A 25,624-nucleotide genomic window follows, 5' to 3' on the forward strand; every position below is an offset into this window, starting at 1 on the left:
GTTCCCGCTCTCAGAGGTGTCCGCCGTCGACGGCCAGGATTTGCCCGGTGGTGAAACTCGCGGCATCGGAGACCAGATACAGTACGGCGCCCGATATTTCGTCAGGGGTTCCGAATCTTCCCAGCACTGCTGTAGCACTGGCCAGTTCACGCTCGGATTGCGGCCACGCCTTCATCACGTCGGTCTCCACGGCGCCTGGCATTACCGCGTTCACGCGCACCTTAGGGGCAAAGGTCTGCGCGAACGACTTGGTGAGGTTGTTCAGGCCGGCTTTGGCGGCTGCATAGACGATGGCGTGGCCGGCACCGATTTGGGCCGAGATGGTCGAGATGTTGACGATGTTGCCGCCACCGTCGGCGGCCATCCGGCTACCAATCAGCGCGCTGAGTCGGAAGGGACCCTTGAGATTGAGTGCGATTGTCTTGTCGAACAGTTCCTCGCCGATCGAATTCACATTGTCGTAGCGCAATGAGGAGCCCGCGTTGTTGACCAGGATGTCGATCCGGCCGGCTGTCTCATAGGCCTGAGCGACCAGGCCGTCGCATTCCGACCAGCGGTTCACGTTGGCGGGCAACGCATACGCGCGCCGCCCGCTGGCGGCGATCTCGGCGGCGGTTTGTTCGCAGGCGTCGGCTTTTCGGCTCGTCACGATGATGTCGGCGCCGGCAGCGGCCAGTCGTGCGGCAATCGCGCGCCCGATGCCCCGGGTAGCGCCGGTGACCAAGGCGGTACGTCCGGACAGGTCGAAGCCGTCGGTCACGACATGCACTCCTTGGGACGGTCGAATCGAGCGAGTCCCTCTTCTAGCACGGCCAGCGCCGCGCCGATGCGAGCCGCTGGGTCACCGCGGCCGCCGGACTCCGACCAAGCGCCGAATTCCGCTGCCGCAACCGCATTCATCGCGGTCACGATCACCCGGGCCTGGCCACGCGTCGTGGCGGTGCTCGTCGGGAAGCGGGCCACGACCTGCTCGATCAGATCGGAGTCGTTGAGCAGGCGATGGCCTCGGCTGCGGGCGTTGAGTTCGGGTGCCCGCGCGAGGATGCTGCCCAGCTGCGCAGCCCGCGACCGGTCGGCCGGTTCGACACGAGAGGTCGACAGGAATGCCTCACGCAACGCGGTGACGGGGCCTTCGTCGGCCGGGCGGGCGGCCACCGCGGCGACGAGACGGTCCCACAGGTGACGTTCGTAAGCCAACAGCACATCGTCCTTAGTCGCGAAGTACCGGAAGAAGGTGCGCTCGGATATACCCGCCGCTGCGGCGATGTCGGCGACGGTGACGTTGTCGTAGCCCTGGTCGGCAAACAGACGCACGGCGGCCCGGCCGATGTCGTCGCGCACGAGTCGTCGGCGTCGCTCGGTGAGTGGTTCGGTCATGCTCGCAACCTCACTTGCGCTGCCCGCGGGCGAACTCCGCAGCCCCGGCGAGCAGGCGAATCACCCGAGGTCCCATGTCGGTTCGGTCCGGGTCGATGCCCGCCTTGACCTGCCGAGCGTGCGACCCCTCCAGGATCACGGCCAGCTTGAACAACGCCAGAGCCTGGTAGTAGGGCAGCGCGGTGAGGTCCCGTCCGCTGAGGTTGGCGTATCGGTCCGCCATCTGCTGACGACTCGGGTAGCCGGCCGAGCCGCCCGCCCGTTCGGTGATGATCGGATCTTCACCGGGCTCGGTCCACCGCGCGAGCAGGTGCCCGATGTCGAGCAGCGGATCGCCGATGGTGCCGGTGTCCCAGTCGACGATTGCGGCCAAGCGGGCCGGCGGCTGCGGGGCAACCATTACATTGAATGGGCTGTAGTCGCCATGGATGAGCGCGGCCGGGCTCATGGTCGGGGTGTTGGCGGAAAGCCAGGTGGCGAGGAATTCGAGTTCGGGGAGCTCGCGGGTACTGTAGCGCTCCAGCTGGGCGAGCCATCGTGGCACTTGGCGCTCCAGAAATCCCTCGGGCTTGCCAAGGTCAGCCAGACCGCGCCGTCGCCAGTCCACCGCGGCCAGGTGGACCAGTCCGTCGACGTAGGCCATCGCTAGGCCGTGCCGCAGGGTGATGTCACCGAGAAAGGGTTCGGGCAGCTCGAACCCCGGCGTGAATCCATCCACCACGCACATCAACATGAACTCGGTGCCCAGCACTTCGGCATCTTCGCAGTAGAGCACCGGCGGTGGATGGGGCACGTCGGTGCCGTCCAGAGCCTGCAGGATACGCCACTCCCGCAATGTATTCGAGGCAGTTGGGTGGTTCTTTACCGCTGGCGGCCGACGTAACACCCAGGCGTGCTCACCGCGCGCCACCCGGAATAACACGTTTGCCGTTCCGGTCCCCCCGCCGATCCGTTCAGCCGTCATCGGGGTCCCACAACCGGGCAACTGGTCCCCGATCCACGAGTCGAGCCGGTCGACGTCGAGCAGCGTCGTGGTCGAAGCCATGCACTGAAGCTAACGGTTGTTGACAGTCACTGTCAATACTGTCAGTCTATGTCACATGATCGATTTCGAGCTCCCGGCTGAGATTCAGCAACTGCGCAGCCGGGTCGCCACCTTCATCGACGAGGTGGTGCTGCCGGCGGAGCCACAGATCGGCACGCGTCCCTTCTTCGACATCGTCAAGGAGGTCCAGGACAAGGCCCGCGCGGAAAGGTTGTGGTGCCCTTTCGTACCGGTGCAGTACGGCGGAATGGGGTTGGGACACTTGGCCAATGCCGTCGTGCAAGTCGAAGTGGGCCGCGCGTTCAGCCATCTGGGTGCGTGGGCGTTGAACTGCATGGGCCCACAGGACGCGACCATGCTGACCCTCATCGAGCACGGGACCGAGGAGCAGAAGCAGCGCTACCTGGTCCCGCTGGTCAACGGCGATATCCGGGTCTGCTTTGCCATGACCGAAAGAGCCGCCGGCGCCGATGCCACCGGCATGCAGACCAGCGCGGTGCGCGAGGGCGATAATTGGATCCTCAACGGCGAGAAGTGGTACACCTCAGGGGCGTCCATTTCTCAGCTGGCACTGGTGATGGCCAAGACCGATCCCGACGCCCCTCGTCATCGGCAATACACCACCTTCTTGGTGGAGCTGCCCAACGCGGGTTTCGATATCGTCCGCAATATCCCGATCATGGGCGAATCCGATATCCCCACCTACCAAGGCGAAATCCAGATGGGCCACGCCGAAGTGCGCATCAACGACCTCGTTGTCCCCCACGAGAACATTCTCGGCGGACTTGGACAGGGCTTTGCCATGGGCCAGCATCGCCTCGGCTACGGCCGGCTGCGGCACGGCATGTGGAGCATCGCGAAAGCCCAAGCAGCGCTTGACATGGCGGCCGCGCGGGCATGTGAAAGAGTCACCTTCGGCAAACGGGTGGCTGATCGTCAGGGAATCCAGTGGATGCTCTCCGACTGCGCCGAGAAGCTTTACATCACCCGGCTGATGATCCTGCACCTGGCTTACAAGATGGAACGCGGGCTCGACTTGCGGATCGCGAATTCCATCGCCAAGACTTACATTGCCAACATGCTCATCGATGTCGTCGACACCGCCCTGCAGATTCACGGGTCACTCGGATACTCACACGATCTGCCCCTAGCGGCCTGGTTGGCAGAGGCGCGGATGAACCGCATTGTCGACGGGCCCGACGAAGTGCACCGCTGGACGGTGGGGCGCAGCGTGATCAAGGCGTTCGAGGCAACGGGCACCACCGCCGGCGCGGCCGGCGGCGACCTCTTCTGAGCAGCGTCACCAGCACAGCGCGACTCAGCCACAGACGACTCGGGCAGGCGTCGACACAGTCGGCTGAGTTGGCTACCGTAGCCGTGTTTGCCGATTCGAAGGAGCCGTCGGCGATACCGAAGCTGTCGCGCGCCAGGGCACCACGCTGCGTGTCAGCGTTCGACACACCAGGGCAACAAAGCAGTCGAGTCCGAGTATCTAGCTATCCAAGAATGGGGTCCAGTGATGCGAGCCGCGGTGCTCCGCCACGGAGCGATGACAGTGGTCGACGACGTCCCTGAACCGGTTCCCGGGCCCGGGCAGGTACTGGTCGAGGTCAAGGCCTGCGGGATCTGCGGATCGGACCTGCAGTTCGCCGCCCACGGCCCCGAGATGGTGGCCATCGCCGAAACCATTGGCGGCGATGCCCCATTCGCGAAGCTCGCTGTCGACCTGAGTCGGGATGTGTATATGGGTCACGAGTTCTGCGCCCAGGTGCTCGAGTACGGGCCTGGCACCGACGGGCCGAAGCGCGGCACCATCGTTACCTCCATGCCTGCGCTGCTGTCCGACTCCGGGATCGAGCCCCTTGTGTACAGCAATACGGCGTCTTGCGGCTTCGGCGAGCGGATGCTGCTGGCCGCGCCGCTGCTGCTTCCCGTACCCAACGGGGTGGCGCCGACCGCCGCGGCCGTCACCGAGCCCGTTGCCGTCGGCGTGCATTCGGTGAGCAAGGCGGCGCTGCGGCCCGGCGAGTCGGCGCTCGTGCTCGGTTGCGGCGGAGTCGGTCTGGCAATCATTGCGGTGCTGCGAGCACGCGGCGTCGAGTCGATTGTGGCGGCTGACCCTTCCCCGCTGCGCCGAACCATTGCGATATCGATGGGCGCGCACCATGCTGTCGACCCCGCCGTGAGATCCCCGTTCGATCTCGTCACCCCCGACGTCACGTTTGAGGCCGCAGGAGCGCCGGGGGTGCTCGACGAAGCCATGTGCCGAGCACCGAGCGGCAGCCGTATCCTCATCGCGGGGGTATGCATGCAGGCCGACACCTTGCACATGATTTACGGCGCATCAAAGGAATTGGTGATGACATTCGCCAACGGTTACTCGCCCGAGGAGTTCGGCGAGGCGCTGCGGCTAATCGCCGATGGTGCGATCGACGTTACGCCGATGGTCACCGCCGTCGTCGATCTGGGCGAGATCGGGCAGTCCTTCGTCGACCTGACCGATCCCGGTCGGCAGTGCAAGGTCCTGGTCGCTCCCTGACATGACCGCCGACGAAGCACGCTGATCGCGGGCCTTCAAGTGCAGCTCGACACCATCCGGCCCGCGATCAGGCGTTATGAAATCAGGCCGACGGCGTGAACGCCACCGGTAGCTTCAGCGCGGCGCGTACCGCTGCGTTGTTGTATTGCAGCGGTTCAGTGGAGTCGACCGCGAAGTCGGGGATCGCTGCGAGCAGTTCTTCGGTGGCGATCCGCAGTTCGAGGCGCGCCAGGTGCGAACCCAGGCAGCGGTGGGTGCCGCTGGCGAACACGATGTGGTTGGTGCGGCCGCGGTCGAGTTTGACGGTCAGCGGGTCCTCGAAGGCATTCGGGTCGACGTTGGCCGCCGCCCAGACGGCATGGATGGACTCCCCCGCGCGGATCACCAACCCGTCACCGAGGTCTATGTCCTCCTCGGCGTAGCGCAGCCCGGACGGAACCGGTGACTCGTAGCGCATCAACTCCTCGATGGCAGCCGGGATCAGCGAGTGATCGGCGGCCAGCCGGTCACGCTCTTCGGGATGTTGCCCAAGCCAGGCGAAAACGCACGACATCGACGAGGTCACCGTGTCCAGCCCGGCGAACATGAACAGGAACATGATGTTGACCATCTCCTCATCGGTCAACGGCCTGCCGCCGACCTCCGAGTGCAGCAATGTCGAGATGATGTCCGGTTTGGTCTCAGTCTCAGCTTTGCGCTGGGCCAGGAACGTCGCGAAGTACTGGTAGATCTTCATCGCCGAGGCCATCATGTTGGCCTCGGCTTCCTCCATGGTCTCCCCCTGCGGATGGATCACGCCGTCCTTGAACTCTACAAAAAAATCAAGGTCTTCGACCGGCGCCCCGAACAAACGCAGGAATGTCAGGCACGGCAACGGAACGCAGTAGGAGTCGTGCAACTCGGTATGCCCGGCTGCCTTGAATTGTGCGATCAGTTCGCGGGCCAGCGTACGGATCTGGTCTTCGAGGAAGGCGATCTTCTTCGGGGCGAAGATCGGGTCCAGGAGACGGCGCCACTTGCGGTGGTCCTCCCCGTCGATTTCGAGCGGAATCAGCTTGCCTTCGTGGCCGAAGGAACCACCGCGGCCACCGGTACCGAGAATCCCCGGGTGTCGATTGATGGCCACGATGTCTTCGAGCCGATACAGCGTCACCACACCCTCGACCCGCTCGGCACGGACCTCGGCGGCCTTTTGGTGGTAGATCGGCTGCGGCTCGGCCATATCTTTGACCTGCAGAGTCAGCGGGGCAAAGCGGGGGTCGAATCGGGTGGCTTGCGTCATCGGTACCTCACTGTTGGACCAGGCACGGAGCGTTGACTTTACGTCGTAACGTGATGGATAGCACAGTACCATCTGCCGGTCGCCATCCGATACCGGCCGATGACGTTTCGATCCGCTCAGGTGGGCGCGATCGGCCTCGGAACACTTCCACGCAGCCGTGCGAGTCCTTCGACAAGCCAGGCAACTTGAGCTGAGGGCGATCCGGCAATCAACCGAATTATCTGCCAGAATGGTGGTGCTTTAGTGCGGGTGCACATCGTCAACCGACTCCGGCGCGATACCGGCATGTTCGATCAACCGTTCAGCACCGTGGCCGACAACTCCGCGGCATGAACGCCGGCCAGACCGCCGTTGCGTTTGGCGATTGGGTCCGGACGGCTGCAGTGATTACGGAGTCGCGCATAGATTCTCGTTCTCCTCGGCGTTGGTATAGCAAGGCCACGTATCGCAAGGTGCAGTGCGAGATCCACCGCCCGCGGCCTTAGCGCCGTCGCGCGCGAATCGGCGACAAAGCGCAGAGGCGCGACCTGCGGCCCCGGCAATTAGCCCAACAGTGCCCTCAATGTTCATTCGAGCCGCTCACAGAAGTTCACCGGGCTGCACTGGCAGTTGATGGCTAGAGGCATGGGCCCGAAACATTGTTGGAGGCCATCGTTGGGTCAAAACAGCTCCCCGCCTGCTGCGGTCGCCGTGGTGCCGGTCGCTTCGTAAGCCTTGACGACATTGCGCCCGACGGTCCACCGGTGCACCTCATCGGGGCCGTCGACGATGCGGCTCATTCTCGCCTCTGAGAGCCAGGCCGCCAACGGCAGGTCGTGGGTGTAGCCCAAGGACCCGTGTATCTGCAACGCCGTGTCGATCACCTCGATCAGCATGTTGGCGATATAGGTTTTGGCCATCGAGTTCTCGATGCGCAGGTCGTGCCCGTGCTCCATTTTGTAGGCCAGGTGCAGGATCATCAGTCGCGTGATGTAGAGCTTCTCGGCGCAATCGGCGAGCATCCACTGGATGCCTTGCCGATCGGCGACGCGCTTGCCGAAGGTGACACGCTCGCACGCACGTGCGGTGGCCATATCCAAGGCTGCCTGAGCTTTGGCCACGCTCCACATCCCGTGCCGGAGCCGGCCGTATCCGAGCCGATGCTGCCCCATCGCAAAGCCCTCGCCACGGCCGCCGAGAATGTTCTCGTCGGGGACCACTAGGTCGCGGATGCGGACTTCCGCGTGACCCATGGTCACCTCACCGTGGAAGGCCGGCACGTCGGTCTCTCCCATAACCGGAATGTTGCGGATGATCTCGAAGCCAGGATTGGGCAACTCGACGAGAAACGTCGTGTACTGGCGATGGCGCGGCGCGTCGGGATCGGTCTTCGCCATGACCAATGCCAGTTGTGAGATGGAAGCGGCGGAGGTGAACCACTTTTCGCCATTGAGAACCCAATCCGGCCCTCGCTGCACGGCCGCGGTCTGCATACCGGTTGCATCGGCACCGGCCGCACGCTCGGTCATCGCAAAACAGACCCGAATGTCACCGTTGACCAGCGGCTCCAGATAGCGCTTTTTCTGCTCGTCGGTTCCATGCTCGATCAGCGTGAGCATCGTCGCGTCCTGGGGGCCCATGCAGTTCATCGCCCAGGCACCCAGGTGACTGAAGGCGCGCCCGACCTCGACCTGCACGACCGCGTTCGCCAGATGACCGAGGCCCATTCCGCCGTATTCGACCGGAACGAACGGGCACCACAACCCGGCAGCGCGCGCTTCGGCCTGAAGCTCTTTAACGATTTCGAAGAAGGGCCGCGCGCCGACTTGAGGCTCGACTGGCAGCACAACGTCGTCGATGAATGCGGCGACACGCGTCCGCAGTTCACAAACCTCATGAGGCAACTCGAAGTTGATCATGTGTCATACCCTGCCATCATTGACACCCACTGTCAAGATTGCTATCTTCGGAGCGATGACCACCACCGCACACCTTGTCGACATTGGCCGGCTCGACGAGTGGATCGGCGACCGCCTCCCTGGCCGTGGTCAGCCGCTGACGGCTGAACGCATCGGGGCAAGCACCGGAATCGCCAATGCACTGTTCCGCGTAGCACGCGGCGACGACGCCTGGGTCCTGCGCCGCCCACCCGTGGTGAAGAATGACCCGAGCGCGTCAAACACCCACCGCGAGTGGCGCATTCTGCACGCCCTCGAAGGCACACCGGTTCCGCACCCGCAGCCCGTGCTGTACTGTGCTGACACCGACGTACTTGGTTCTGAATTCATGCTGATGGGCGTCGTCGACGGATTCACGCCCGGTTTCGACTTGCCCGAGCCGTTCGCCGGCGATCCCGAATTGCGGCACGACTTGGCCATGGCCTACGTGGACGGGCTCGTCCATCTCGCCGAAGTCGACTGGCGGGCAAGGGCTCTCGATGGGCTCGGGAAGCCGGAGGGATTCCTGGAGCGCCAGGTGCCGCGGTGGTTGGCTCAGCTCGACCGCTATCGCACACGCGACCTTCCCGAGCTGGACTTCCTTAGTGACTGGCTCACCGCCAACATACCCGCGATGAGCCCGGCAGCGATCATTCACGGCGACTACAGTCCGTTCAACGTCATGGTCAGCCCGCAACCGCCCGCTAGGCTCGCCGCAATCGTTGACTGGGACACCGGCACCATCGGTGATCCATTGCTCGACATCGGACATCTGCTGGCGCGCTGGACGGAGCCGGGTGAGGAACCCGTTATCACCCTCCAGGCTGGCGGCGCCGACGGCTATCCGACTCGCTCCCAAATGGCGACTCGTTATGCCGAGCGCACCGGACGTGATCTCTCGGCGCTGCCCTACTACGAGGCGCTGGCATTGTTCAAACTCGCCATCATCCTCGAAGGCTCGCACGCCCGGCAGGTCAAATCCGGCGTCGATGCCGACCGCACAGACATGGGCCCGCGAGTGATTCGATTGCTTCATGGCGCAGCGGAATTTGCGCGCGGGCAACGGCTATGACCGAACCGCTGACCGATCGGCGACGGCGCCTGCTACGCGCCGACATCGGCCGTACCGCTATCGCGTTGTTCGCTGAGCGCGGTTTTGACACGGTTACTGTAGGCGACATCAGCGCCGCCGCTGGAATCTCCGAACGGACCTTCTTTCGGTACTTCGCATCCAAGGACGAAGTACTGCTGGACTACGAACGTCATGTGTGGGAGCGACTGATCCACGCGCTGGCTTCGCGCCCGGCCGACGAGGGTCCGGTCACCGCGCTACGGCAAGCCTTTTTGGCCACCTCCCACGTCGAACCAGCAGACCGTCTACGCGTCGTGCAACTGGGCCGCATTCTTGCCCAGGCACCGGAGTTGAATGCCCGCAGCCGCGGCCAGCGCCTGGTCAACGACGACGAGCTCGTCGCGCTGGTGGCGGGACGTTTCCCCAAGGGACACAAGGAGTCAACGATGCACGCGCGCATCGTCGTAACGGCGATGAACGCCGTCGCCGCCGCAGAGTTCGGCGCTTGGGTCCAAGGCGGCGGGCGGGGCGACCCGGCCGAGCGAATCCGGGCGGCACTGTCCCTGCTCGAGCAGGGAATCGGCAAGTTCGACGGAGGAGGAGACAACCAGTGACCAATCTCTTCGATCTGACCGGACGCACTGCACTTGTCACCGGCGCCACCCGCGGCATCGGCCGGGCGATCTGCGCGCAGCTGGCATCGTCGGGGGCGGACATCGTGGTAGTCAGCCGCAATTCTGAGGCATGCGAAAAGACCTCAGCCGAGATCGCCGCCACTGGTCGGCGCGCATTCTCGTTGCCCGCCAACGTCAACCGATGGGCCGAATGTGACCGCCTGGTTGACGAAGCCTACGCGGCCGTTGGGCGCATCGACATATTGGTCAATAACGCGGGATCGTCAGTGCGTTACGACAGTGTCGATGCGATCAGCGAAGAGCTCTTCGACAAGACCATTGCGCTGAACCTGAAGGGACCGTTCCGACTGACCGCCGCCATCGGCACCCGGATGGCGGCCGACGGCGGCGGCACCGTGGTCAACATCAGCACTATCTCCGCACACATGGGGGCCTCGCACGCCATCGTGTACGCCGCCGCCAAGGCGGGCCTCAACAATCTCACCAAGTCGTTCGCCCGGGCCTTCGCACCCAAAGTACGGGTCAACGCGGTCATGCCTGGCGCCGTCGACACCGACGTCATGAAGGCATGGCCGCAGACCGAACGCGACTTCGCGGCCAGCACCGCGCTACTCGGCCGAGTCGGTCAGCCAGACGAAATCTCGGGCGCAGTACTGTACCTCGCCTCCGATGCGGCCACGTTCACCACCGGACAAGTACTCGCTGTCGACGGCGGGCATCTCTGAGGAAGCAACAGCCATGCAATTAGACGGACGGTGTGCGGTGGTGACCGGCGGCGGTCACGGAATCGGGCGAGCGCTAGCAGAAGAACTCGCCGCGCGGGGTGCAAGGGTCGTCGTCGCCGACCTCAACGGCGAACGCGCGCAGAAGATCGCCACCCGCGTCGGAGGCATCGCCGTGCGCAGCGACGTCGGCTCCCCTGACTCCATCACCGCCCTTGTCGCCCGTGCCGAAGACATCTTCGGGCCGGTCGCCGTGTTTTGCTCGAATGCAGGATTCAGCGACACCGGAGACGGGCTGACCGAGTCGCCCGAGGAAATCCGTCGAATCGTCGACGTAAACCTGCTCGCCCACGTCTGGGCTGCGCAGGAAGTGCTTCCCGGCATGTTGGAACGTGGCGAAGGCTGGCTCATTCAAACCATCTCGTCTGCGGCATTGATCACCGGACCATCCTTCATGGGCTATACCCTGAGTAAACACGGAGCCCTCGGGTTCGCCGAATGGCTGGCCCTGAACTATGCCCACCGAGGCATCCAGGTCACCTGCCTGTGCCCGAACGCCGTCAACACCGGAATGCTCGGCCGCAACGAGGACGACGAAAGCATCGGGGCGACACAAGATCTCATTGCCCTTGGCGACGTGGTCGAGCCTGAGGACTGCGCCAGGCTGACGCTTGACGCCGCCCAGGCCGGAAAGTTCTTAGCACTACCCCACCCCCGCGTCGGGGAGTCATTCCTGCGCAAAGCCACCGATTACGACGCATGGCTGCAACGCACCAACCAGCGGCTGCAGCGGATGAACACCGGCGGTCAATCCATTCGTTGAGAACTTCGCAGCGACGAATTGACCGTCTTTCGATCCTCGCGGACTGCCGGTAATTCAAGTCCACGCGAAGGTCGGCGCTGATGTCCTTCTCTCGATCGACGATCTGCAGATAGCCGTCGCGGAGGAATGCCGAAAGTCGCTGGTGTTAGCCATATTTCACAACGAGTCGCGGCCGCGGCAATAATTTGTGATGCTGCCTGCCTCGTACCACTGCTGTAATTGATGTTTGAGAACTTTGCCTGTGCTCGTCCGCGGCAGCGTCGCAGCGATCATCCACTCGACGGGCCGTTTGTAGCGGCTCAGCCGCTTCGCGACGAACGTGCTGAGGTCGTCTACGTCAACAGTCGCGCCGGCGGCGGGCAGCACCACAGCAACGACTCGCTCCCCCAGTCGGGTGTCGGGCACTCCGAAGACTGCCGCTTCGGCAACCGATGGGTGGGCCGTGATGACATGTTCGACCTCGGCGGGGTAGACATTTTCGCCTCCACGGATGATCACATCTCGAATCCTCCCGCGAAACGTCACGATGCCGTGGTCATCCATCGAACAGAGATCACCTGTGTGCATCCAACCGGCGTCATCGGTCGCAGGCTCAAGGGCACCGTCGTCCCTCAGGTAACCAGACATCGTGAGCGGGCCGCGGACACACAATTCGCCAACCATCCCTGTTGCCAGAAGTGAACCGTTGGGGTCGCAGATGTAGTAATCGCGGCCCGGCACACAGTGTCCAAGCGTCCGAAGTCGCAGTTCAATCGGGTCCGAGGGCGCGCTCGTCACCATGCCAGGGGCCTCACTTTGGCCATAACTCACCACGAACTTCACATTTAGACGACGCTCCATCTCCTCGATAAGCCCGGAGTCGACCGCTGTTGCACCAGTCATCACGATGCGCACGGACGCGAAGTCAGATGGCGAGACATCCGGCAGGGCGAGTATGTCGGCCAGCATGGTGGGCACTGATCCTATCGCCGCCGGCGCGAATTCACGGATCGCGCGCAAGGCACTGACGCTATCGAAGCGCTCGATGATTACGTACGTGCCAGCGACAGCCGAGGCCAACAGCAGACCAGTCACGCTGCCGCCGACATGATGCAAGGGCAGTGGATTCAGGAAAATGTCACCGGGCTGAAGCCCAACTGCATCGACAAACAGCCGCGCCGTATTCAGCACCGCTTGATGTGACAGGACAGCGGCCTTGGGTAGCCCGGTAGTGCCCGATGTGAACTGCACAAGAAACTCATCCGCCCCGGTACGCCCGCCGACGTACGATGTGGACTTCCACGACGCCGCGTCGTAGTCAGCGATGTCGTGCACCACCGGGCGGACTGAAATCGTCTCGGCGACGCGCCCGATCCTTTGTAGCACCTCGCGATCGCCGAAGCGCTTCGAAGCCAAGACGAGTCCCGCCCGCGAGAGCGAAAGCATGTGGGCAACTTCAGCGTCAGCTGATGACGGGCTGATTGGGACGACGGTCATTCGCGCGATCGCGCATCCGAACATCGCGACGATCCAGTCGACCGAATTCGGCGCGACGATAGCGGTCCGCGCACGCCGTGGATTCAGTTCAAGGAAGGTAGCGGCGGCCGCGCAGGCACGCGAATGCACCTCGGCCCATGACATGGTATGGGGCCCTGTCTCGTCGAGCCAGCGCAATGCCGGATCCTGGCCGCAGTCGCGGGCTAGGCGAGCGAGTGCCTGATCAATGGTTTCCTCGGACAGGGCGACCGAGTCGGTGGCACGCACGTACGACTGGCCAGGCTGTGGGAGCGCGCCGAGGGCAGGCCCTTTGGCGGCGCCTGCCGTCGTGGCCTCAGTCATTTGTCAGCTGCTTCTGCGTGGATTCCCAACCGCTCATGGCAAGGCCCACCGTAGCGAAGATTCGATAGGTCAAAGGATGGGTGACTGGGCGCTGCCACGCCTGATGCCCGACCTGCGGACATTGATCACCGGCCGCGGTAGGGCGATTCATCGACGACCTAGCTGAAACCTGGGAGGTGTACGCGTACTCCACGCGAGCAGATCGGCTTGCGCGAGACTGCAAATCTCAGGTCACCGCTCCGTGCTGACGGTGCGATTGGCCTTTGCGACGGCCCTCTCTGAGGTGATCCATTCATCGCGCGCCACCGCCAGCGCCACGGGGTCCGGCACCCTACCCGATTACAGTCACGCTCAGAACTCAAACTCGACGGTCGTGCCAAGTTCGGTTTGCTTGCCGACGGTTCCTTTGATACCCGTGCCGACATCGGTGAATCGCATAGCGCGATCGGAAGCCGTCGACACGACGAATTCCCCCTCCGCGGTGCGTATTTCCCACTCACCGGTGTTCACGACCGCGCCCACACCAGGGACACCAACAGCCAGGGCAGGGCCCAGCGGCACTAGCGGCTGCGCCGAAAAGCCCAGGTTTGGGGTCTCAGCGAGCGCATCGTGACGCGCCCAGATAATCTCGACATCGCTCAACAGCTCCGCGGTGTCGATCTCGAGCCCGCGCAACCCCTGGAGCGTCTCCGCGCACAGACCGAAATAAGCACGCGGACGCAGACTCCCGACGAAATGGGCGACGCGACGCGCATCCCACGAGAACTGCTCGGCCAGCGCGACGACCACGCCGATGCGTTTTAGCCCGGCAATGAGGGGAGTGAACCAAGGCCCTTCCCAATTCGGCAGGGTAATCTGCGCCAGGTCGCCCTTCTTTAGACCGGCTTCGCGCAGGAGTGCAGTCATCCACTCGATATCACGATCGACTTCATCCCATCCGATCTCGAAGTCGCGGAACTCGGTGCCGACCCGACACGAACCGATGCCATAGAGGCTGGCACGCGGAACCGTCACCGACGCCGCTGCCATGGTCGCTCTGCTCATAACTTGCCTCCCGCGCTTTCGTTCATTCCTTGACCACCCTGAGGAACTTCGCCACACTCGTCGAGTGCTTCATCAGCTCGTCAACGGCCATCAGCTCGGCTTCCACCTCGACATCGAGGGCGTTCTTGAGCGTGAGCACCGCGCGGCTATGCAGTTCGTCGATGTCGGCCGTGCGTTCGGGCGCATATCCGATCCGGATGCGCAGAGCACCCATTTCATCGGCGTACTTGACGATCTGGAAGATCGCGTCTGCACATTCGGGTAACGACTCTATGGGCGCCCAAATATCTGACAGGACAAAAGTCTTACCACCGATCCGGATCTGGTCACCAGCCCGGCCCATGACCCAGATTCGTGTATGGGTACAGCCACTGATGGCCGGCTCGCGGCTGACGCGTACGAGATCTTCGGAGCGGAATCGGATATAGGGGGCGGCGTCGTTGTCGAGGTCTGTCGCGATGAGTTCACCCGTCTCGCGCTCGCCCACCGGTACGCCTGTCACCGGATCAACGATCTCGGCCAGCACGGTATCTTCCTGCAGGAAGTAGCCATCGCGTTCATTGCCCTCCCATGCGCCACCTGTGTCGCCTGCGCTTGTCCACGTCACCAAGTGCACCCCCCACTCGTCGCGGACCTTGCGAGCGAGAGTCGCGCTCAGCGGCTGGCCTGCGAACGAGGCGCCTTTGAGTGATGAAAGCATGTCGCGAATGTCGTACTTCGCCTCGAGCGCCTCAAACTCCATGACGATCGGCATGAACAACTGAAGGTATGCGACCTGATGACGGTTGACGGCGTTCAGGACCCGCTCGCCCTCACCGATCCAGGTGTCGATGTACACCGGCACTAGGCCAAGCAGGCGGTAGTAATCGTCCCAGAACCCACGAAACGCCCCCGGCGCGACCAGCACGCGATCACCCGGCCGCAGCCCGAGCTGCCACAGCGCGCGGGTGGACGTCATGGGCAGCGGCGGTGCCGCATCCCAGATCTCGGGAAGGAATTCGGGCAACGACGTGGTGCCGGAAGTCGAGGTGATGGAGGACAGCTCCGCTCGATCCACGCATAGGATCCCGGCAAAGGGATCACCCGTGCGTTCGCGATACCCCCTGAGATCAGCTTTGCTGAACGTGGGGATCTTGGCGAAGAAGTCGTTTAGGGATCGGATGTCGCTCGGTTGCACGCCAGCGCCGCCCCAATGTTCGCGATAGAAACCGGACCGCTCCCACACATACGGCACAAGTTCGAGGATGCGCCGCTCCTGCCACGCATGGATCTCCTCGCGGCTTGCCGTCTCGATCCCGGGCTCATAGAAGTAGCGGCCCATGTCGTCGCCCGGGAACGACGCGTTGAACGGTGCCAGCGGGCTCTCGGTCGGACTCGCCACGATTCTCCTCGAGTTCGGCGTTAGTAATCAAGGTGCGCTGCTATCGCCGTAGCACCTACAGTACATCGTAACGTGATTGCGGACACGTTCTATACTGGTAGATAGTTTTGTACATTAAGGCCGCGTCCCGGGCCCTCGCCCCGCCCAGTCGCAGGAGTGGAGACCAATGCCAAGCATGACTCTCCCCGTCGGCTGCGGCCTTCGCTGTGAGGGCATGAGCCGGCGGTCGTTCTGGCGATTCGATAGGGGCACGGATGGATTTCGATGAGGTCGCGACCACCACACGGGCGGTACGCAAACGGCTCGATCTACATCGTGCCGTCGAGCCGGCTGTGCTCCATGAGTGCCTTCAGATCGCCCTGCAAGCTCCGACCGGAACGAACATCCAACTCTGGCGGTTCATAGTCGTGAACGACCCTGAAAAGCGGCGCGAGATCGCGAAATACTACCGCGAGGGTTGGCGCTCCGAGTACGAAAGCATTGACTCATTCGTTGACGGCCTGCCAACCGAGAGACAGGACCAACAACGCCGCGTGTACTCGTCTGCCGATTACCTGGCCGACCATCTGGCTGAGGTCCCCGTGTTGGTCATCGCGTGCCTGAAGGGTCGTTTGCAGCCCGGCGCTCCCATCTCGCAGTGGTCGGGGTACTTGGGCTCGGTGATCCCGGCGATCTGGTCACTTCAGCTGGCGTTGCGCAGCCGCGGCCTGGGATCCGTGTTCACCACTGTGCATCTGAAGTACGAGAACGAAGTCGCAGCACTACTCGACATACCCGACAATGTCGCCCAAGTCGCACTCTTGCCAGTCGCATACACCAAGGGCACATTCGCCCGCGCAAAGAACCGATCACCCAAGAAGGTGACTTCGTGGAATTCTTGGGGAAACCAACCGCCTTCAGATTTCTCCTGAGTTACCAGCGCGCACACTGGCCGCACGCACGAGGATCCCCATCGAGCTCCGGAGATGGACTGTCGCCGGTTCCCGTTGAATGGGGCTCGGCTGCGCATGTAGGAACCGCTGGTCGCGTTGGCCACCTCGCCGGTGATATTGCCCCCTTGCGGCCCAGCCAAGGACGCGATCGCCTCGCGACATCATCAGAAAGTGTCCATCGGTCGGTTAGCTTCCGGCCTCGAAAGCAATTCGGGATGGTCGTCAATCAATTTGGCGCCCCGAACCATTCCCATCGCGACGGTGGGCGGATACCGCGAGGCCCGCCCTCATGCGCGAGGCTACCTGTCAGCGTGTTGAGAGCACTTGCGACGTGCAGTGGCTTGTCCAATACCAGGACCCGCTGACGCCGTGACGAGCGCAACAGCGCCACGGAACTCGTTGCTCACACAGGTCTCCGTCATCCCCGGCCCAGGTGGTTGGCAAAAGCAGTCCACGTTGTCAACGACACCTGGGCGACCTCCTTTTGGAACGTGCCCACCACTGCCGCGCTTGTCGTGAGCAGGCGATCGTCATCCAGTCAGGAGCTCAAGTCCGTTGTCGCGCAGGAAGTGCTTACGCGCGGCGTCGCCCAATCCTTCTACCAGGTTGAACATTTCGCCCGGTTCACGCAGGCCTTCGGCATGGGGCCAGTCCGATCCCATCACAAGCGCGTCGGTTCCACCGAGTTGACTGGCGATGGCGACCGTATCGTCTTCAGGGTACGGAACAACACGAACGTGCTTCTTGAAGATCGCACTCGGACGCTCCGTCAACGGACCGCCCAGCCATTTGCCCAGCCGTGCCATCCCCCGACTCTTATCCATATGGCGGACAAAGTGTGGCACCCAAGCGGCACCGTACTCGCTGACCAACACCCGAATGTTGGGGAAGCGACCGAACAGGTTGTCAAAGATGAGTGCAGACAACGTATCGGTTATCGGCCGCTCGCCATACGTGTTCTGCCACTGCCACGCGGAGAACTGGAAAGGCGGGCCAACTTGCCAACCCCAATGCGAGGCCACATTCTCTTGATAGTGAAACTCGGTGATGTGGTAGCAGACAACGGCTTTCGCCTCGTTGATCCGGGACCAAAACGGATCGAAGTACGGGTCTCCCGGACTGCGGCCATACGCTGGGCCAGCGGGCAGAAGAATGAACTTCGCTCCCTGGTTAAGCACACGGTCTAGCTCGGCCACGGCCCTATCCAGGTCGCGCAGGGACAACACCGCCGTGGCGTACACGCTGTCCTTGTAGTGGAAGCCCCAATCCTCGTCGATCCACTTGTTGTAGGACGTGAGGTTGTCGTACAGCGGATCGATGCCGTCAAGGAACGCCTCGGCCATCAACGCCCAGCCGGGATAGAGAATCGTCTTCTCGATCTGCTGCTCAATGAGCTGGCGCAACCGCACATCCCTATCCAGGTACTCCGGCTGAATCGGCTCAAAAAACCGCTCCGCGTCAGAGGCGTTCCCTGATGCTCTCTGCCGGAGCATTTCGACGAGCGAGCCCGGGAGGTACGCCATATCGCTTTGCTCACGTTCCAAACCCGTGACAACCCGATCATTGGCCAACAACACCTGCTGACCGCTCGGAGTCTTGACCGGGTAGATCGAGGTGTCGAGCTTAGCCTTGGGCATGTGCCTTGTGAAGCAGTCATGCGGCTCGTAGAGATGTTGATCGTAATCAATTAACCTGTAAGGCAATTGGCCGATAGTGTTCTCGATCATGGTAGTCCTTCGATCTGGATGTAGCTGGTTGCTGGAGGGTGAAGCTTGGAGGCTGTGCGTTATCGCGAAAGTATCGATACTGCTGAAGCGCCCGGCGCGCCATAGAGATGCGTATAGCCGACCCTGGGATTGTTGGGAACCTGGCGCTCCCCGGCGCGACCCTGCAGCTGTAGCACGATCTCACGGATCTGCCGGAGACCCGATGCACCGACCGGTTCACCGTTGGCCATCAATCCGCCATCGGTATTGACTGGCAGACGCCCACCGATCTCAGTGACACCCTCGCTGATCCATTTCTCTTGCTCCCCGTCAACGCAGAACCCGTTCTCGGCCATATGGATCAGCTCCGAACCGGCGTCGGTGTCCTGTAGCTGCGCGACGTCGACATCGTCGGGCCCAATTCCCGCTTCGTCAAAGGCCGCCCGCGAGGCATAGACAGTCGGACTGTGGTCGGACTTCAGCGGCATCGACGGGCTCTGTACTTCGAACGCGCCGTCAGTCCGGGTTCGAAGTACCGACGACCTCACGAAAACTGGTGTATCCGTGTACTTCTTGGCGAGATCGCCGCGGCACACGACCACCGCGGCCGCCCCCTCATCGGGGCCGCAGTACATAAGCCGGGTGAGCGGATAGTTGACGACTTCGGAGGCCAGAATCTCTTCGGCCGACACCTGCTTACGCCGCCAAGCATCTGGATTGATCGCACCGTTAGCGAAGTTCTTGGCGGCGATACGTGCCAGAGACTCGACGGAGATGCCGTGTTCGTACATGTAGCGATTGATCTTGGTGCCAAAGAACTGCGTCGTCATGAACAGTCCGGTACGTCCATACCAGCTGGGCAGCCCGACTATTGATGGATCGGCGGCGAACGCGCCGCGCGGGTGCTTGTCCATGCCGATGGCCATGGCGATGTCGGCCTGCCCGTGACGCACTGCCTCGACAGCCATCTGCAGTGCCGTACCGCCGGTGGCGCATCCGTTGAACACCCCGCGAACCGGGATGCCCGTCAGCCCGAGCCAGCCGACCACTGCATCCGGGCTGGCTACCTCGAAGCTACCCACGTATGCGCGCTGGACGCCCGACCATGGAATACCTGCATCACCAAGGGCTTGCTGGGCCGCCTCTGCCCCCATTTGTAAGCAGAGTTTGTCTCCGTACCGGCCGAACGGGTGCAGCCCGACCCCAATAATCGCGACGTCAGTCATTAGAGTTCCCTTCCACCGGGGCAAATGCGAATGTCAGGACCTCAGTGCCGTCCGAACGGGTGGTGTACGGAACGATTCGCAGTTCCATTTCCTGGCCAATGCGCAGCTGCGAAGGGTCAGACACCGTGAATCGGGACTGCACAAAAAGCTGTCCATCCAACTCGACGTAGCCGATTGCAAATGGCTGGAATGTGTCAGCAGTGTCGTTACCGTCGTAGGGTGGCGACGGCGGCCGGAACTCTTGGGTCGTAAACCCCCAGAGCTTTCCACGCCGATGCAGAAGGACGGTCGGGTCGCCCGGCCGCGCCGGAAACGAGACGACGCCGTCGCGCTCCGACCCAATAAGTTGCGGCTCATCCGAGGGCCAAGTGAAGAGACCCTCTGCCACGAGCTCAGTTTCAAACTCTGATGGCATCTCTGGTCAGACTCCCGCGGTTTTGGGGGTGAATTTGATCGGCAGGTGATTGGCCACACGCACCGAGACGTTGTCGAACCTGAGTTCCTTGGGGTCGGTGGTGAAATCGGGTGCGCGAGCGAGGAGTTCCTCGACTGCGATCCGGATCTCCAGTCGGGCCAAGTGCGATCCAAGGCACCTATGCGCACCGCTCGCGAACACAATGTGGTTCGTGCGGCCACGATCGAAGTCGACACGAAGAGGATCCTCGTGGAAGGTCGGATCGACGTTCGCCGCTGACCACAGCGTATGAATCGTCTCGCCGGCTTTCACGATGAGCCCGTCCCCGAGGTCGATGTCCTCACAGGGATACCGAAGCCCGGAGGGCACCGGAGACTCGTACCGCAAGATCTCCTCGGTCGCTGCGGGAATCAGCGAAGGATCAGCGACAAGTCGATCCCGCTCCTCGGGATGTTGTCCAAGCCAGGCGAATACGCACGACAGTGACGCTGTGACGGTATCCAGGCCCGCAAACATGAACAAGAAGAGGATCCGCAACAGAAGGTCATCTGTGACGGGTTCACCATCGACTTCCGTCCGGATCAAGTTGGAGATGACGTCGTTTCTACCTTCGAGATCCTGGCGACGCTCCGCGAGGAAAGTAACGAAGTACTGAAGCAGCTTGGTACCCGCCTCAAGCATGTTCACATTCATTTCCTCAAGGGTCTCCCCCTCCGGGTGGAGGACGCCGTCCTTGAACGAGATGAAAAAGTCAAGGTCCGACACCGGGGCGCCGACGAGGCGAAGGAACGTCAGTGACGGCAGTGGGACACAAAAGGCATCGTGCAGCTCGGCAAAGCCGTCTGCCGCGAACTGATCGAGGAGTTCGCCGGCCAGCGCGCGCACTGACTCGCCCAGCTCTGCCATTTTCTTGGGCGAGAACATGGGATCGAGTACACGACGCCACTTCCTGTGCTCTTCGCCGTCCACTTCCAGCGGAATCAACGGACTGCCGGTGGCGAACATGCGCTTCGGGGCAGCGCCCATTCCGAGGACGGCGGGATGGCGGTTGATCTTGACAATATCCTCGTGGCGATACAGCACGTGAACGCCATCCAGGTATTCGTGGCGGACGTCGCCGGCCTTCGCTGCGAAGTATTCTTGCGGCGAGGCCATGGACTTGACGTGGATCGTGATGGGCGACAACCGGGGATCATAGTCTTTGAATTGCGTCATCAGAACCTCGCTGACAGTCTCGAACCTACAGCCGGACAATTATGGTTTTTCAAGGTCACGGCCGCCTTTCGACGGCTGCTTCAGTAACACCTACGAACTCGACCATTACTCCCTGAGGGTCGCTGAAGAAGGATGCATCGATACCTTCCCTCGGGGTATCAGGCAGTGGCACCCACGCCGGGTCCGACGCCTCGATGTGGCTCGCGCGCGCTGCCTTCACCGCCGCCTCAATATCGTCAACTGCGAGCGCAATACGGAAAAGACCGCGAGCATTGGCGGTCCGTCCGGCATCGCGCTCAGATGACGATGTCGTCAGCTGAAGGGAGAAGTCAGCGCCGCCAGGCAGTCGCAACGCTTGAATCTCGACAGCCCGGCCGGGTCCTGCCGCGCTTTGCCACGTCGCGTTTCTGCGACCGCCTCTTGGCGTGAACCCGATGGTCTCGTAGAACGCCACTGATCTTCCGATATCATGAGTGTTGATACGCGCGTAGGAGAACTCAGGAGCTTCCACTGTTGGATCGGCGACCAACTCAACGTGGACACCGTCCGGATCCACAACGGTCGCTGCCACCAGTTGCTCACCATCGTTCCCCAGCAAACGCCTTGTGCGGGGCGATGATTGGAGCAATGGATGAGCGGTCGGAGCCAGGAATCCAATCGCTGCGATGCCGAGCGCTTCGTGATCGACCGCACCATAATCGACGGTCGGCGGGGTAAGCCACTCAACGATCTCAAGGGCAAGCGCACGCCTGCCGCCTCTGTGGTCGAATGCAAAACGTGCGTTGACCTCGGTTGGGTGGTCGAAGCCCATTCCACGCGTGTTCTCGATGCGCGACAACGTCTTCATGCCAACTCGCAAGCCGAGCTGCGACGTATACCAGTTCACCGACGCATCGGGTAAAGCGGTGTTGAGGTTTACATGGAGAAAGCGGGTCGCCTGCACCGCAACTTGCGCGTTGATCACGAATCACTCCGTGGGATCACGCCGACATACAGCACAAGTCCGTTCACCAGGTTCCCTCGATCAACTTCAAGGCGTTCTCCCTGAGAACCAACTTGATCGTCTGCTCAGACTGATTCTTGAGCAGAGGCACGAAGTCAGCGGGCTCGGCGAGTCCTTCCGCATGCGGATAGTCGGATCCCAAAAGCACAGCCTCTGCACCGATTTCAGCGATCAACACGTCAAGGTCGTCTTCGGGGAACGGCGTGATCCGCACGTGTTCCTTGAAGATGTCACTCGGCCGACCGGCGACACGTCCGCCAAGCCACGGGCCATTGCGGCCCATCCCCTTCTTCTTGTCCATCGTGTGAAGGAGGTACGGAACCCATGCGGAGCCGTTCTCGATGCTCATCACGCGCAACCCCGGGAACCTGCCAAACAGGTTGTGGAAGATCAGTGCGGCGACGGTATCCATGATCGGTCGTTCGACCATGAAGTTGCACCACTGGAATGCGGATGCGCGGTAAGCACTGGGATTGGCCGCTTCACCCCACGCAGCGGAGAACAACTCATTGTAACCAGCCTCACCCACGTGGAAGATCACCGAAACCTTGGCTTCCTCCAAGCGCGCCCAGACAGGATCGAAGTCTGGGTGGGCCGGCGAACGTCCCGCAACGGGACCTGGCTTCATCGACACGAAGCGTGCGCCGTGAGCCAGCGCCTCGTCGACCTGACGCACGGCCTCGTCGACATCGAGCAGCGACACCATGGCCGGGCAGTAGATCCGGTCCTGATAGGCGAAACCCCACGTCTCCCGAATCCAGCGATTCAAGGCATCCAGGTTTGCGTAAGTGGCCGCGGGGTTGTCCTTCACAAAGTGTTCGACAGTGACGCCAAGGGTCGGCAACATGACCGATGCCTGCACCCCTTGGTTGTTCATAACAGCGATGCGAGCATCGCGGTTCTGCCAGGAGGGATGCATCGGAGTGAATGCTGAGCTTCCTTCGAAATCAGGGTGCCGCGGCCCGACATTTTCATCATTGTCCGGCGGAATTTCGCGGTACCGAGACCGCAACATCTCGGCGAGAGCCCCCGGCTTCACCTGAATGTCCTCGAATGGCTCCTCCAGGTAGGTGAATCGCCTCCCTGCGATGAAGTACTGCTCCTCGCCGTCAACATCCTCAGAGTGGAAGATTAAGTCCTTCGCACCTGGATCGGCATACGTACTGAAGCAATCTCGTGGCTCGTAAAAGTGATTGTCGGCGTCAACCATTGCGAACCCAAGGCTCGCCGGGTCGGCGAGGATGCTGTCATTCATGTGACGTTTTCCCTCTCGTCAAGACAAACTTGGGCTGCCGCCAAGCACCACACTGAGGGCTGGCTGATTTCTAGTATGTCACATCAGCTTTACTACGTACAGTAGATTTGGTGAGCTCGTGGTTGCAATGTTCGGAGCCCGCCGCACGATTGCGATCGGCCTAGGCCTGACACCGCACGACGACGCGTCCGCTCACATCCCCCGCAAGGATGGCGTCCAGAGCGCCCTCGAGCTCTTCTAGCGCTATTTCAGGCGCGCTGATCGCGTCCAAGCGGGCGGGGCGTAGGTCCGTTGCGAGTCTGGCCCAGATATTGCGGCGCCGTTCGATGTCGAGTTGAACGGAGTCCATGCCCGCCAGCGTCACACCGCGCATGATGAAGGGAAACACCGTGGTGGGCAGGTTGAAGCCACCAGTCAGACCGCTCGCCAGAACGACACCACCCAGGTCCATCTCCGATAGCACATTGGCTAGGGTGGTGCCGCCGACACAATCCACAGCGCCCGCCCAACGTGGGCGACGCAGTGGTTTGTCGGCGTCGCGACCGAAGCGGTCTCGACCCAGCACTTCCACCGCTCCCAACTGACGTAGGAGAGCCTCGGAGCTGGCCTTTCCCGTCGTAGCGGTGACAGCGTATCCACGGTCCGCAAGGATGGCGACGGCGCAGCTTCCGACACCACCGCTCGCACCGGTGACGACCACGGGGCCAGAATCAGGCGTGATGCCATGTTCTTCCAGCGCCACAACCGATATCGCCGCGGTAAAGCCGGCCGTCCCGATCACCATCGCATCTCGCGGGCTTAGACCTTCCGGCAATGCGACGAGCCAATCAGCTGGAACCCTGGCTTGGCCTGCGTATCCCCCGTGACGAGCGGTGCCGATACCGTACCCGTGGGCCAAGACGAGGTCCCCCGCACGAAACCGATCGTCCGATGACTCGACCACTGCCCCGGCGAGGTCGATCCCGGGAATGAGCGGAGAGATAGCCGCCACCTGCCCATTCGGGATGGTCGCTAGGCCATCCTTGTAGTTGACGCTCGAATATTGGACGTCGATCAGGACGCCATCAGCCGGCAAGTCGTCCGCCGTCAGGCGCTCCAGCCTGCGCAGAACCCGGCCGCCCTCACGTGTAGCTGTGAGAGCGGAGAACGATTTAGTCATGGTCAGAGTCACTCCTCGCCGAGATGGGGGTTCGCCGAAGCGCCCGTCCACTGGTTCCTGGGGCCGCAAACCTAGACGCGCTCCTGGCCCCGAAATCTCCGGGGCGAAGGAACACTAACATGCTAGTAGCTGACTAGTATTACAGAATCCAATGCTTCAGTTCTCCACGAGCGAGTCGAACCGAGTTCCTGCCAGTTAGGAAGATTGATGCCGACCAAGAGCCTTGAGCGACAGCAGGACAACGGTTCCTGATGACCAAGTCCAGTGAGGAATCAAGGTCCAAGGGGCGGCGCCCCGCTCGCCTAATCGAGACGCTACCGCCTTCTGTTGTACGGAGACCCGGACGGCAGGTCCGGGCTGCCGTAGTGGCCTCCGACTACATCCGCACACTGATCTTCGACGGCATACTGCGCGCCGGTGACCAGCTCCCCATTGATCAAATCGCAGAGATCCTAGAGGTGAGTCGCCAACCGGTCCGCGACGCAGTCCTCGAGCTCGAACACGACGGATTAGTGGTAGCACAGGCTAAGAGCGGAACCTATGTGCAACCAGTGGATGCCGACCTCTTGCGCGAAGATGCCGAGCTCCACGGCCGCCTCCACGGCTATGCGCTCCGCCTCATAGTCGCGGCCAATTACAAGCCCGCGCTAGATCGCCTTCGAGCCGTTGACGAAGCTATGGCAAATGCCAACAGCCGCGACGACCTGGTGACGGCAGCGAACGATTACATGTACGTCCTCGACCAGGCTGGCCCCTATCGTCGACTTCGAGCTGTGCTGCACAGCATGAGCCGGTTCATTCCGCCGATGTATTTCGTCGAATCGGTCGAGGGCGCAGTGGAGTTGATCGAGGAGGCGAGGACCAGGGTGTTGCAGGTGGCTTTCGGCCGCGGCCCGTATGCGGCGGACCGCGCAGGCGACGCGCAGACCGCGATGTGGCGACAGTGCGGCGAGCTGTTGATTGCGCATCTCGACGCCAAGGGAGTGCTGGCCGCCGATCCTGAGAAACTAATATGTTAGATTCCTGAAGTCGTCTGCTTCTTCGTCTCGTCGGAGGCCT

At 62.3% G+C, this 25,624-nt stretch carries 23 protein-coding genes and 1 pseudogene; 8 read left to right on the top strand and 16 right to left on the bottom strand.

The window, feature by feature from the left end; translation table 11 throughout:
* Positions 1-10: 10 nt before the first annotated feature.
* Genes G6N51_RS08035 through G6N51_RS08045 form a run of 3 tightly spaced genes read right to left on the bottom strand, consistent with a single transcriptional unit; the run spans position 11 to position 2,422 of the window.
* Positions 11-760 (bottom strand): SDR family NAD(P)-dependent oxidoreductase, encoded by a 750-nt coding sequence (locus tag G6N51_RS08035; RefSeq protein WP_083169377.1) that lies wholly within the window; start codon positions 758-760, stop codon positions 11-13.
* Positions 757-1,377: a TetR family transcriptional regulator gene (locus tag G6N51_RS08040; protein ID WP_083169379.1), complete on the bottom strand. Its 621-nt coding sequence runs from the start codon at positions 1,375-1,377 to the stop codon at positions 757-759. The genes G6N51_RS08035 and G6N51_RS08040 overlap by 4 nt, the downstream gene beginning before the upstream one ends.
* A 10-nt stretch (positions 1,378-1,387) precedes the next feature.
* Positions 1,388-2,422, bottom strand: coding sequence for a phosphotransferase family protein (locus tag G6N51_RS08045; protein ID WP_083169381.1), 1,035 nt, complete (start codon positions 2,420-2,422; stop codon positions 1,388-1,390).
* Positions 2,423-2,477: 55 nt separating this feature from the next.
* Between G6N51_RS08045 and G6N51_RS08050 the strand changes: the two genes are divergently transcribed.
* Positions 2,478-3,716 carry an acyl-CoA dehydrogenase family protein gene (locus tag G6N51_RS08050; RefSeq protein WP_083169383.1) on the top strand — a complete coding sequence of 413 codons (1,239 nt, stop codon included), beginning with the start codon at positions 2,478-2,480 and terminating at the stop codon, positions 3,714-3,716.
* 225 nt (positions 3,717-3,941) lie between these two features.
* Complete coding sequence (locus tag G6N51_RS08055) at positions 3,942-4,961, top strand: zinc-binding dehydrogenase (protein ID WP_083169642.1); 1,020 nt, start codon at positions 3,942-3,944, stop codon at positions 4,959-4,961.
* Positions 4,962-5,043: 82 nt separating this feature from the next.
* Here G6N51_RS08055 and G6N51_RS08060 read toward each other — a convergent pair whose 3' ends face one another.
* The 3 genes and pseudogenes from G6N51_RS08060 to G6N51_RS08065 form a co-directional block, all read right to left on the bottom strand.
* Complete coding sequence (locus G6N51_RS08060; RefSeq protein WP_083169385.1) at positions 5,044-6,243, bottom strand: cytochrome P450; 1,200 nt, start codon at positions 6,241-6,243, stop codon at positions 5,044-5,046.
* 252 nt (positions 6,244-6,495) lie between these two features.
* Positions 6,496-6,646: pseudogene (locus G6N51_RS29120) on the bottom strand (thiolase family protein); the annotation flags it as partial.
* A gap of 256 nt (positions 6,647-6,902) precedes the next feature.
* A complete protein-coding gene (locus tag G6N51_RS08065) occupies positions 6,903-8,141 on the bottom strand; it encodes an acyl-CoA dehydrogenase family protein (protein ID WP_083169387.1) in 1,239 nt (412 codons plus the stop codon).
* Between the two features lie 55 nt (positions 8,142-8,196).
* Here G6N51_RS08065 and G6N51_RS08070 point away from each other — a divergent pair, with 55 nt between their 5' ends.
* From G6N51_RS08070 to G6N51_RS08085, 4 genes are read left to right on the top strand one after another with little or no spacing between them, the layout of a single operon-like run.
* Entirely contained in the window at positions 8,197-9,231 is a 1,035-nt protein-coding gene (locus tag G6N51_RS08070) for a phosphotransferase family protein (RefSeq protein WP_083169389.1), read from the top strand.
* A complete protein-coding gene (locus G6N51_RS08075) occupies positions 9,228-9,845 on the top strand; it encodes a TetR family transcriptional regulator (protein WP_083169391.1) in 618 nt (205 codons plus the stop codon). Before G6N51_RS08070 ends, G6N51_RS08075 begins: the two co-directional genes overlap by 4 nt.
* On the top strand, positions 9,842-10,591 hold the full coding sequence (locus tag G6N51_RS08080; RefSeq protein WP_067919816.1) for an SDR family NAD(P)-dependent oxidoreductase: 750 nt from the start codon (positions 9,842-9,844) through the stop codon (positions 10,589-10,591). Before G6N51_RS08075 ends, G6N51_RS08080 begins: the two co-directional genes overlap by 4 nt.
* Positions 10,592-10,631: 40 nt before the next feature.
* On the top strand, positions 10,632-11,411 hold the full coding sequence (locus G6N51_RS08085) for an SDR family oxidoreductase (protein ID WP_231984153.1): 780 nt from the start codon (positions 10,632-10,634) through the stop codon (positions 11,409-11,411).
* Between the two features lie 156 nt (positions 11,412-11,567).
* On the opposite strand, the gene G6N51_RS08090 is transcribed toward G6N51_RS08085, so the two are convergent.
* From G6N51_RS08090 to G6N51_RS08100, 3 genes are all read right to left on the bottom strand, one after another.
* Entirely contained in the window at positions 11,568-13,229 is a 1,662-nt protein-coding gene (locus G6N51_RS08090; protein WP_082962324.1) for a class I adenylate-forming enzyme family protein, read from the bottom strand.
* Positions 13,230-13,580: 351 nt separating this feature from the next.
* Positions 13,581-14,273 carry a hypothetical protein gene (locus tag G6N51_RS08095; protein ID WP_083169393.1) on the bottom strand — a complete coding sequence of 231 codons (693 nt, stop codon included), beginning with the start codon at positions 14,271-14,273 and terminating at the stop codon, positions 13,581-13,583.
* Between the two features lie 22 nt (positions 14,274-14,295).
* Positions 14,296-15,654: a phenylacetate--CoA ligase family protein gene (locus G6N51_RS08100; RefSeq protein ID WP_231984151.1), complete on the bottom strand. Its 1,359-nt coding sequence runs from the start codon at positions 15,652-15,654 to the stop codon at positions 14,296-14,298.
* 254 nt (positions 15,655-15,908) lie between these two features.
* Here G6N51_RS08100 and G6N51_RS08105 point away from each other — a divergent pair, with 254 nt between their 5' ends.
* A complete protein-coding gene (locus tag G6N51_RS08105; RefSeq protein WP_067921617.1) occupies positions 15,909-16,565 on the top strand; it encodes a nitroreductase family protein in 657 nt (218 codons plus the stop codon).
* A gap of 551 nt (positions 16,566-17,116) precedes the next feature.
* On the opposite strand, the gene G6N51_RS08110 is transcribed toward G6N51_RS08105, so the two are convergent.
* The 7 genes from G6N51_RS08110 to G6N51_RS08140 all read right to left on the bottom strand — a co-directional run bounded on the left by G6N51_RS08110 (position 17,117) and on the right by G6N51_RS08140 (position 24,565).
* A complete protein-coding gene (locus tag G6N51_RS08110) occupies positions 17,117-18,313 on the bottom strand; it encodes an amidohydrolase family protein (RefSeq protein ID WP_068051591.1) in 1,197 nt (398 codons plus the stop codon).
* Positions 18,314-18,372: 59 nt separating this feature from the next.
* The gene (locus tag G6N51_RS08115; RefSeq protein ID WP_067921623.1) at positions 18,373-19,518 is read right to left on the bottom strand and encodes a thiolase family protein; all 1,146 of its coding nucleotides are present in this window, start codon (positions 19,516-19,518) and stop codon (positions 18,373-18,375) included.
* Entirely contained in the window at positions 19,511-19,906 is a 396-nt protein-coding gene (locus G6N51_RS08120) for a Zn-ribbon domain-containing OB-fold protein (protein WP_369828961.1), read from the bottom strand. The genes G6N51_RS08115 and G6N51_RS08120 overlap by 8 nt, the downstream gene beginning before the upstream one ends.
* 33 nt (positions 19,907-19,939) lie before the next feature.
* Positions 19,940-21,148 (bottom strand): cytochrome P450, encoded by a 1,209-nt coding sequence (locus G6N51_RS08125; RefSeq protein ID WP_067921700.1) that lies wholly within the window; start codon positions 21,146-21,148, stop codon positions 19,940-19,942.
* A 55-nt stretch (positions 21,149-21,203) separates the two neighbouring features.
* On the bottom strand, positions 21,204-22,112 hold the full coding sequence (locus tag G6N51_RS08130; protein WP_142274849.1) for a VOC family protein: 909 nt from the start codon (positions 22,110-22,112) through the stop codon (positions 21,204-21,206).
* Between the two features lie 43 nt (positions 22,113-22,155).
* Positions 22,156-23,406: an amidohydrolase family protein gene (locus tag G6N51_RS08135; protein ID WP_083169395.1), complete on the bottom strand. Its 1,251-nt coding sequence runs from the start codon at positions 23,404-23,406 to the stop codon at positions 22,156-22,158.
* A gap of 160 nt (positions 23,407-23,566) precedes the next feature.
* Positions 23,567-24,565: an acrylyl-CoA reductase family protein gene (locus G6N51_RS08140; protein WP_083169644.1), complete on the bottom strand. Its 999-nt coding sequence runs from the start codon at positions 24,563-24,565 to the stop codon at positions 23,567-23,569.
* Positions 24,566-24,930: 365 nt separating this feature from the next.
* Here G6N51_RS08140 and G6N51_RS08145 point away from each other — a divergent pair, with 365 nt between their 5' ends.
* Positions 24,931-25,584, top strand: coding sequence for a GntR family transcriptional regulator (locus tag G6N51_RS08145; protein ID WP_158086182.1), 654 nt, complete (start codon positions 24,931-24,933; stop codon positions 25,582-25,584).
* The last annotated feature ends 40 nt before the right edge of the window (positions 25,585-25,624 follow it).

It is taken from the genome of Mycobacterium paraseoulense (assembly GCF_010731655.1).
GTDB classification, from domain to species: domain Bacteria; phylum Actinomycetota; class Actinomycetes; order Mycobacteriales; family Mycobacteriaceae; genus Mycobacterium; species Mycobacterium paraseoulense.

What these genes read in the sequence shown, in the direction of transcription:
- G6N51_RS08040 (WP_083169379.1), bottom strand. Translation starts at nt 1,377, where the DNA reads ATGACCGAACCACTCACCGAGCGACGCCGACGACTCGTGCGCGACGAC.
- G6N51_RS08045 (WP_083169381.1), bottom strand. Translation starts at nt 2,422, where the DNA reads ATGGCTTCGACCACGACGCTGCTCGACGTCGACCGGCTCGACTCGTGG.
- G6N51_RS08050 (WP_083169383.1), top strand. Translation starts at nt 2,478, where the DNA reads ATGATCGATTTCGAGCTCCCGGCTGAGATTCAGCAACTGCGCAGCCGG.
- G6N51_RS08055 (WP_083169642.1), top strand. Translation starts at nt 3,942, where the DNA reads ATGCGAGCCGCGGTGCTCCGCCACGGAGCGATGACAGTGGTCGACGAC.
- G6N51_RS08060 (WP_083169385.1), bottom strand. Translation starts at nt 6,243, where the DNA reads ATGACGCAAGCCACCCGATTCGACCCCCGCTTTGCCCCGCTGACTCTG.
- G6N51_RS08065 (WP_083169387.1), bottom strand. Translation starts at nt 8,141, where the DNA reads ATGATCAACTTCGAGTTGCCTCATGAGGTTTGTGAACTGCGGACGCGT.
- G6N51_RS08070 (WP_083169389.1), top strand. Translation starts at nt 8,197, where the DNA reads ATGACCACCACCGCACACCTTGTCGACATTGGCCGGCTCGACGAGTGG.
- G6N51_RS08075 (WP_083169391.1), top strand. Translation starts at nt 9,228, where the DNA reads ATGACCGAACCGCTGACCGATCGGCGACGGCGCCTGCTACGCGCCGAC.
- G6N51_RS08090 (WP_082962324.1), bottom strand. Translation starts at nt 13,229, where the DNA reads ATGACTGAGGCCACGACGGCAGGCGCCGCCAAAGGGCCTGCCCTCGGC.
- G6N51_RS08095 (WP_083169393.1), bottom strand. Translation starts at nt 14,273, where the DNA reads ATGAGCAGAGCGACCATGGCAGCGGCGTCGGTGACGGTTCCGCGTGCC.
- G6N51_RS08105 (WP_067921617.1), top strand. Translation starts at nt 15,909, where the DNA reads ATGGATTTCGATGAGGTCGCGACCACCACACGGGCGGTACGCAAACGG.
- G6N51_RS08110 (WP_068051591.1), bottom strand. Translation starts at nt 18,313, where the DNA reads ATGATCGAGAACACTATCGGCCAATTGCCTTACAGGTTAATTGATTAC.
- G6N51_RS08115 (WP_067921623.1), bottom strand. Translation starts at nt 19,518, where the DNA reads ATGACTGACGTCGCGATTATTGGGGTCGGGCTGCACCCGTTCGGCCGG.
- G6N51_RS08125 (WP_067921700.1), bottom strand. Translation starts at nt 21,148, where the DNA reads ATGACGCAATTCAAAGACTATGATCCCCGGTTGTCGCCCATCACGATC.
- G6N51_RS08135 (WP_083169395.1), bottom strand. Translation starts at nt 23,406, where the DNA reads ATGAATGACAGCATCCTCGCCGACCCGGCGAGCCTTGGGTTCGCAATG.
- G6N51_RS08140 (WP_083169644.1), bottom strand. Translation starts at nt 24,565, where the DNA reads ATGACTAAATCGTTCTCCGCTCTCACAGCTACACGTGAGGGCGGCCGG.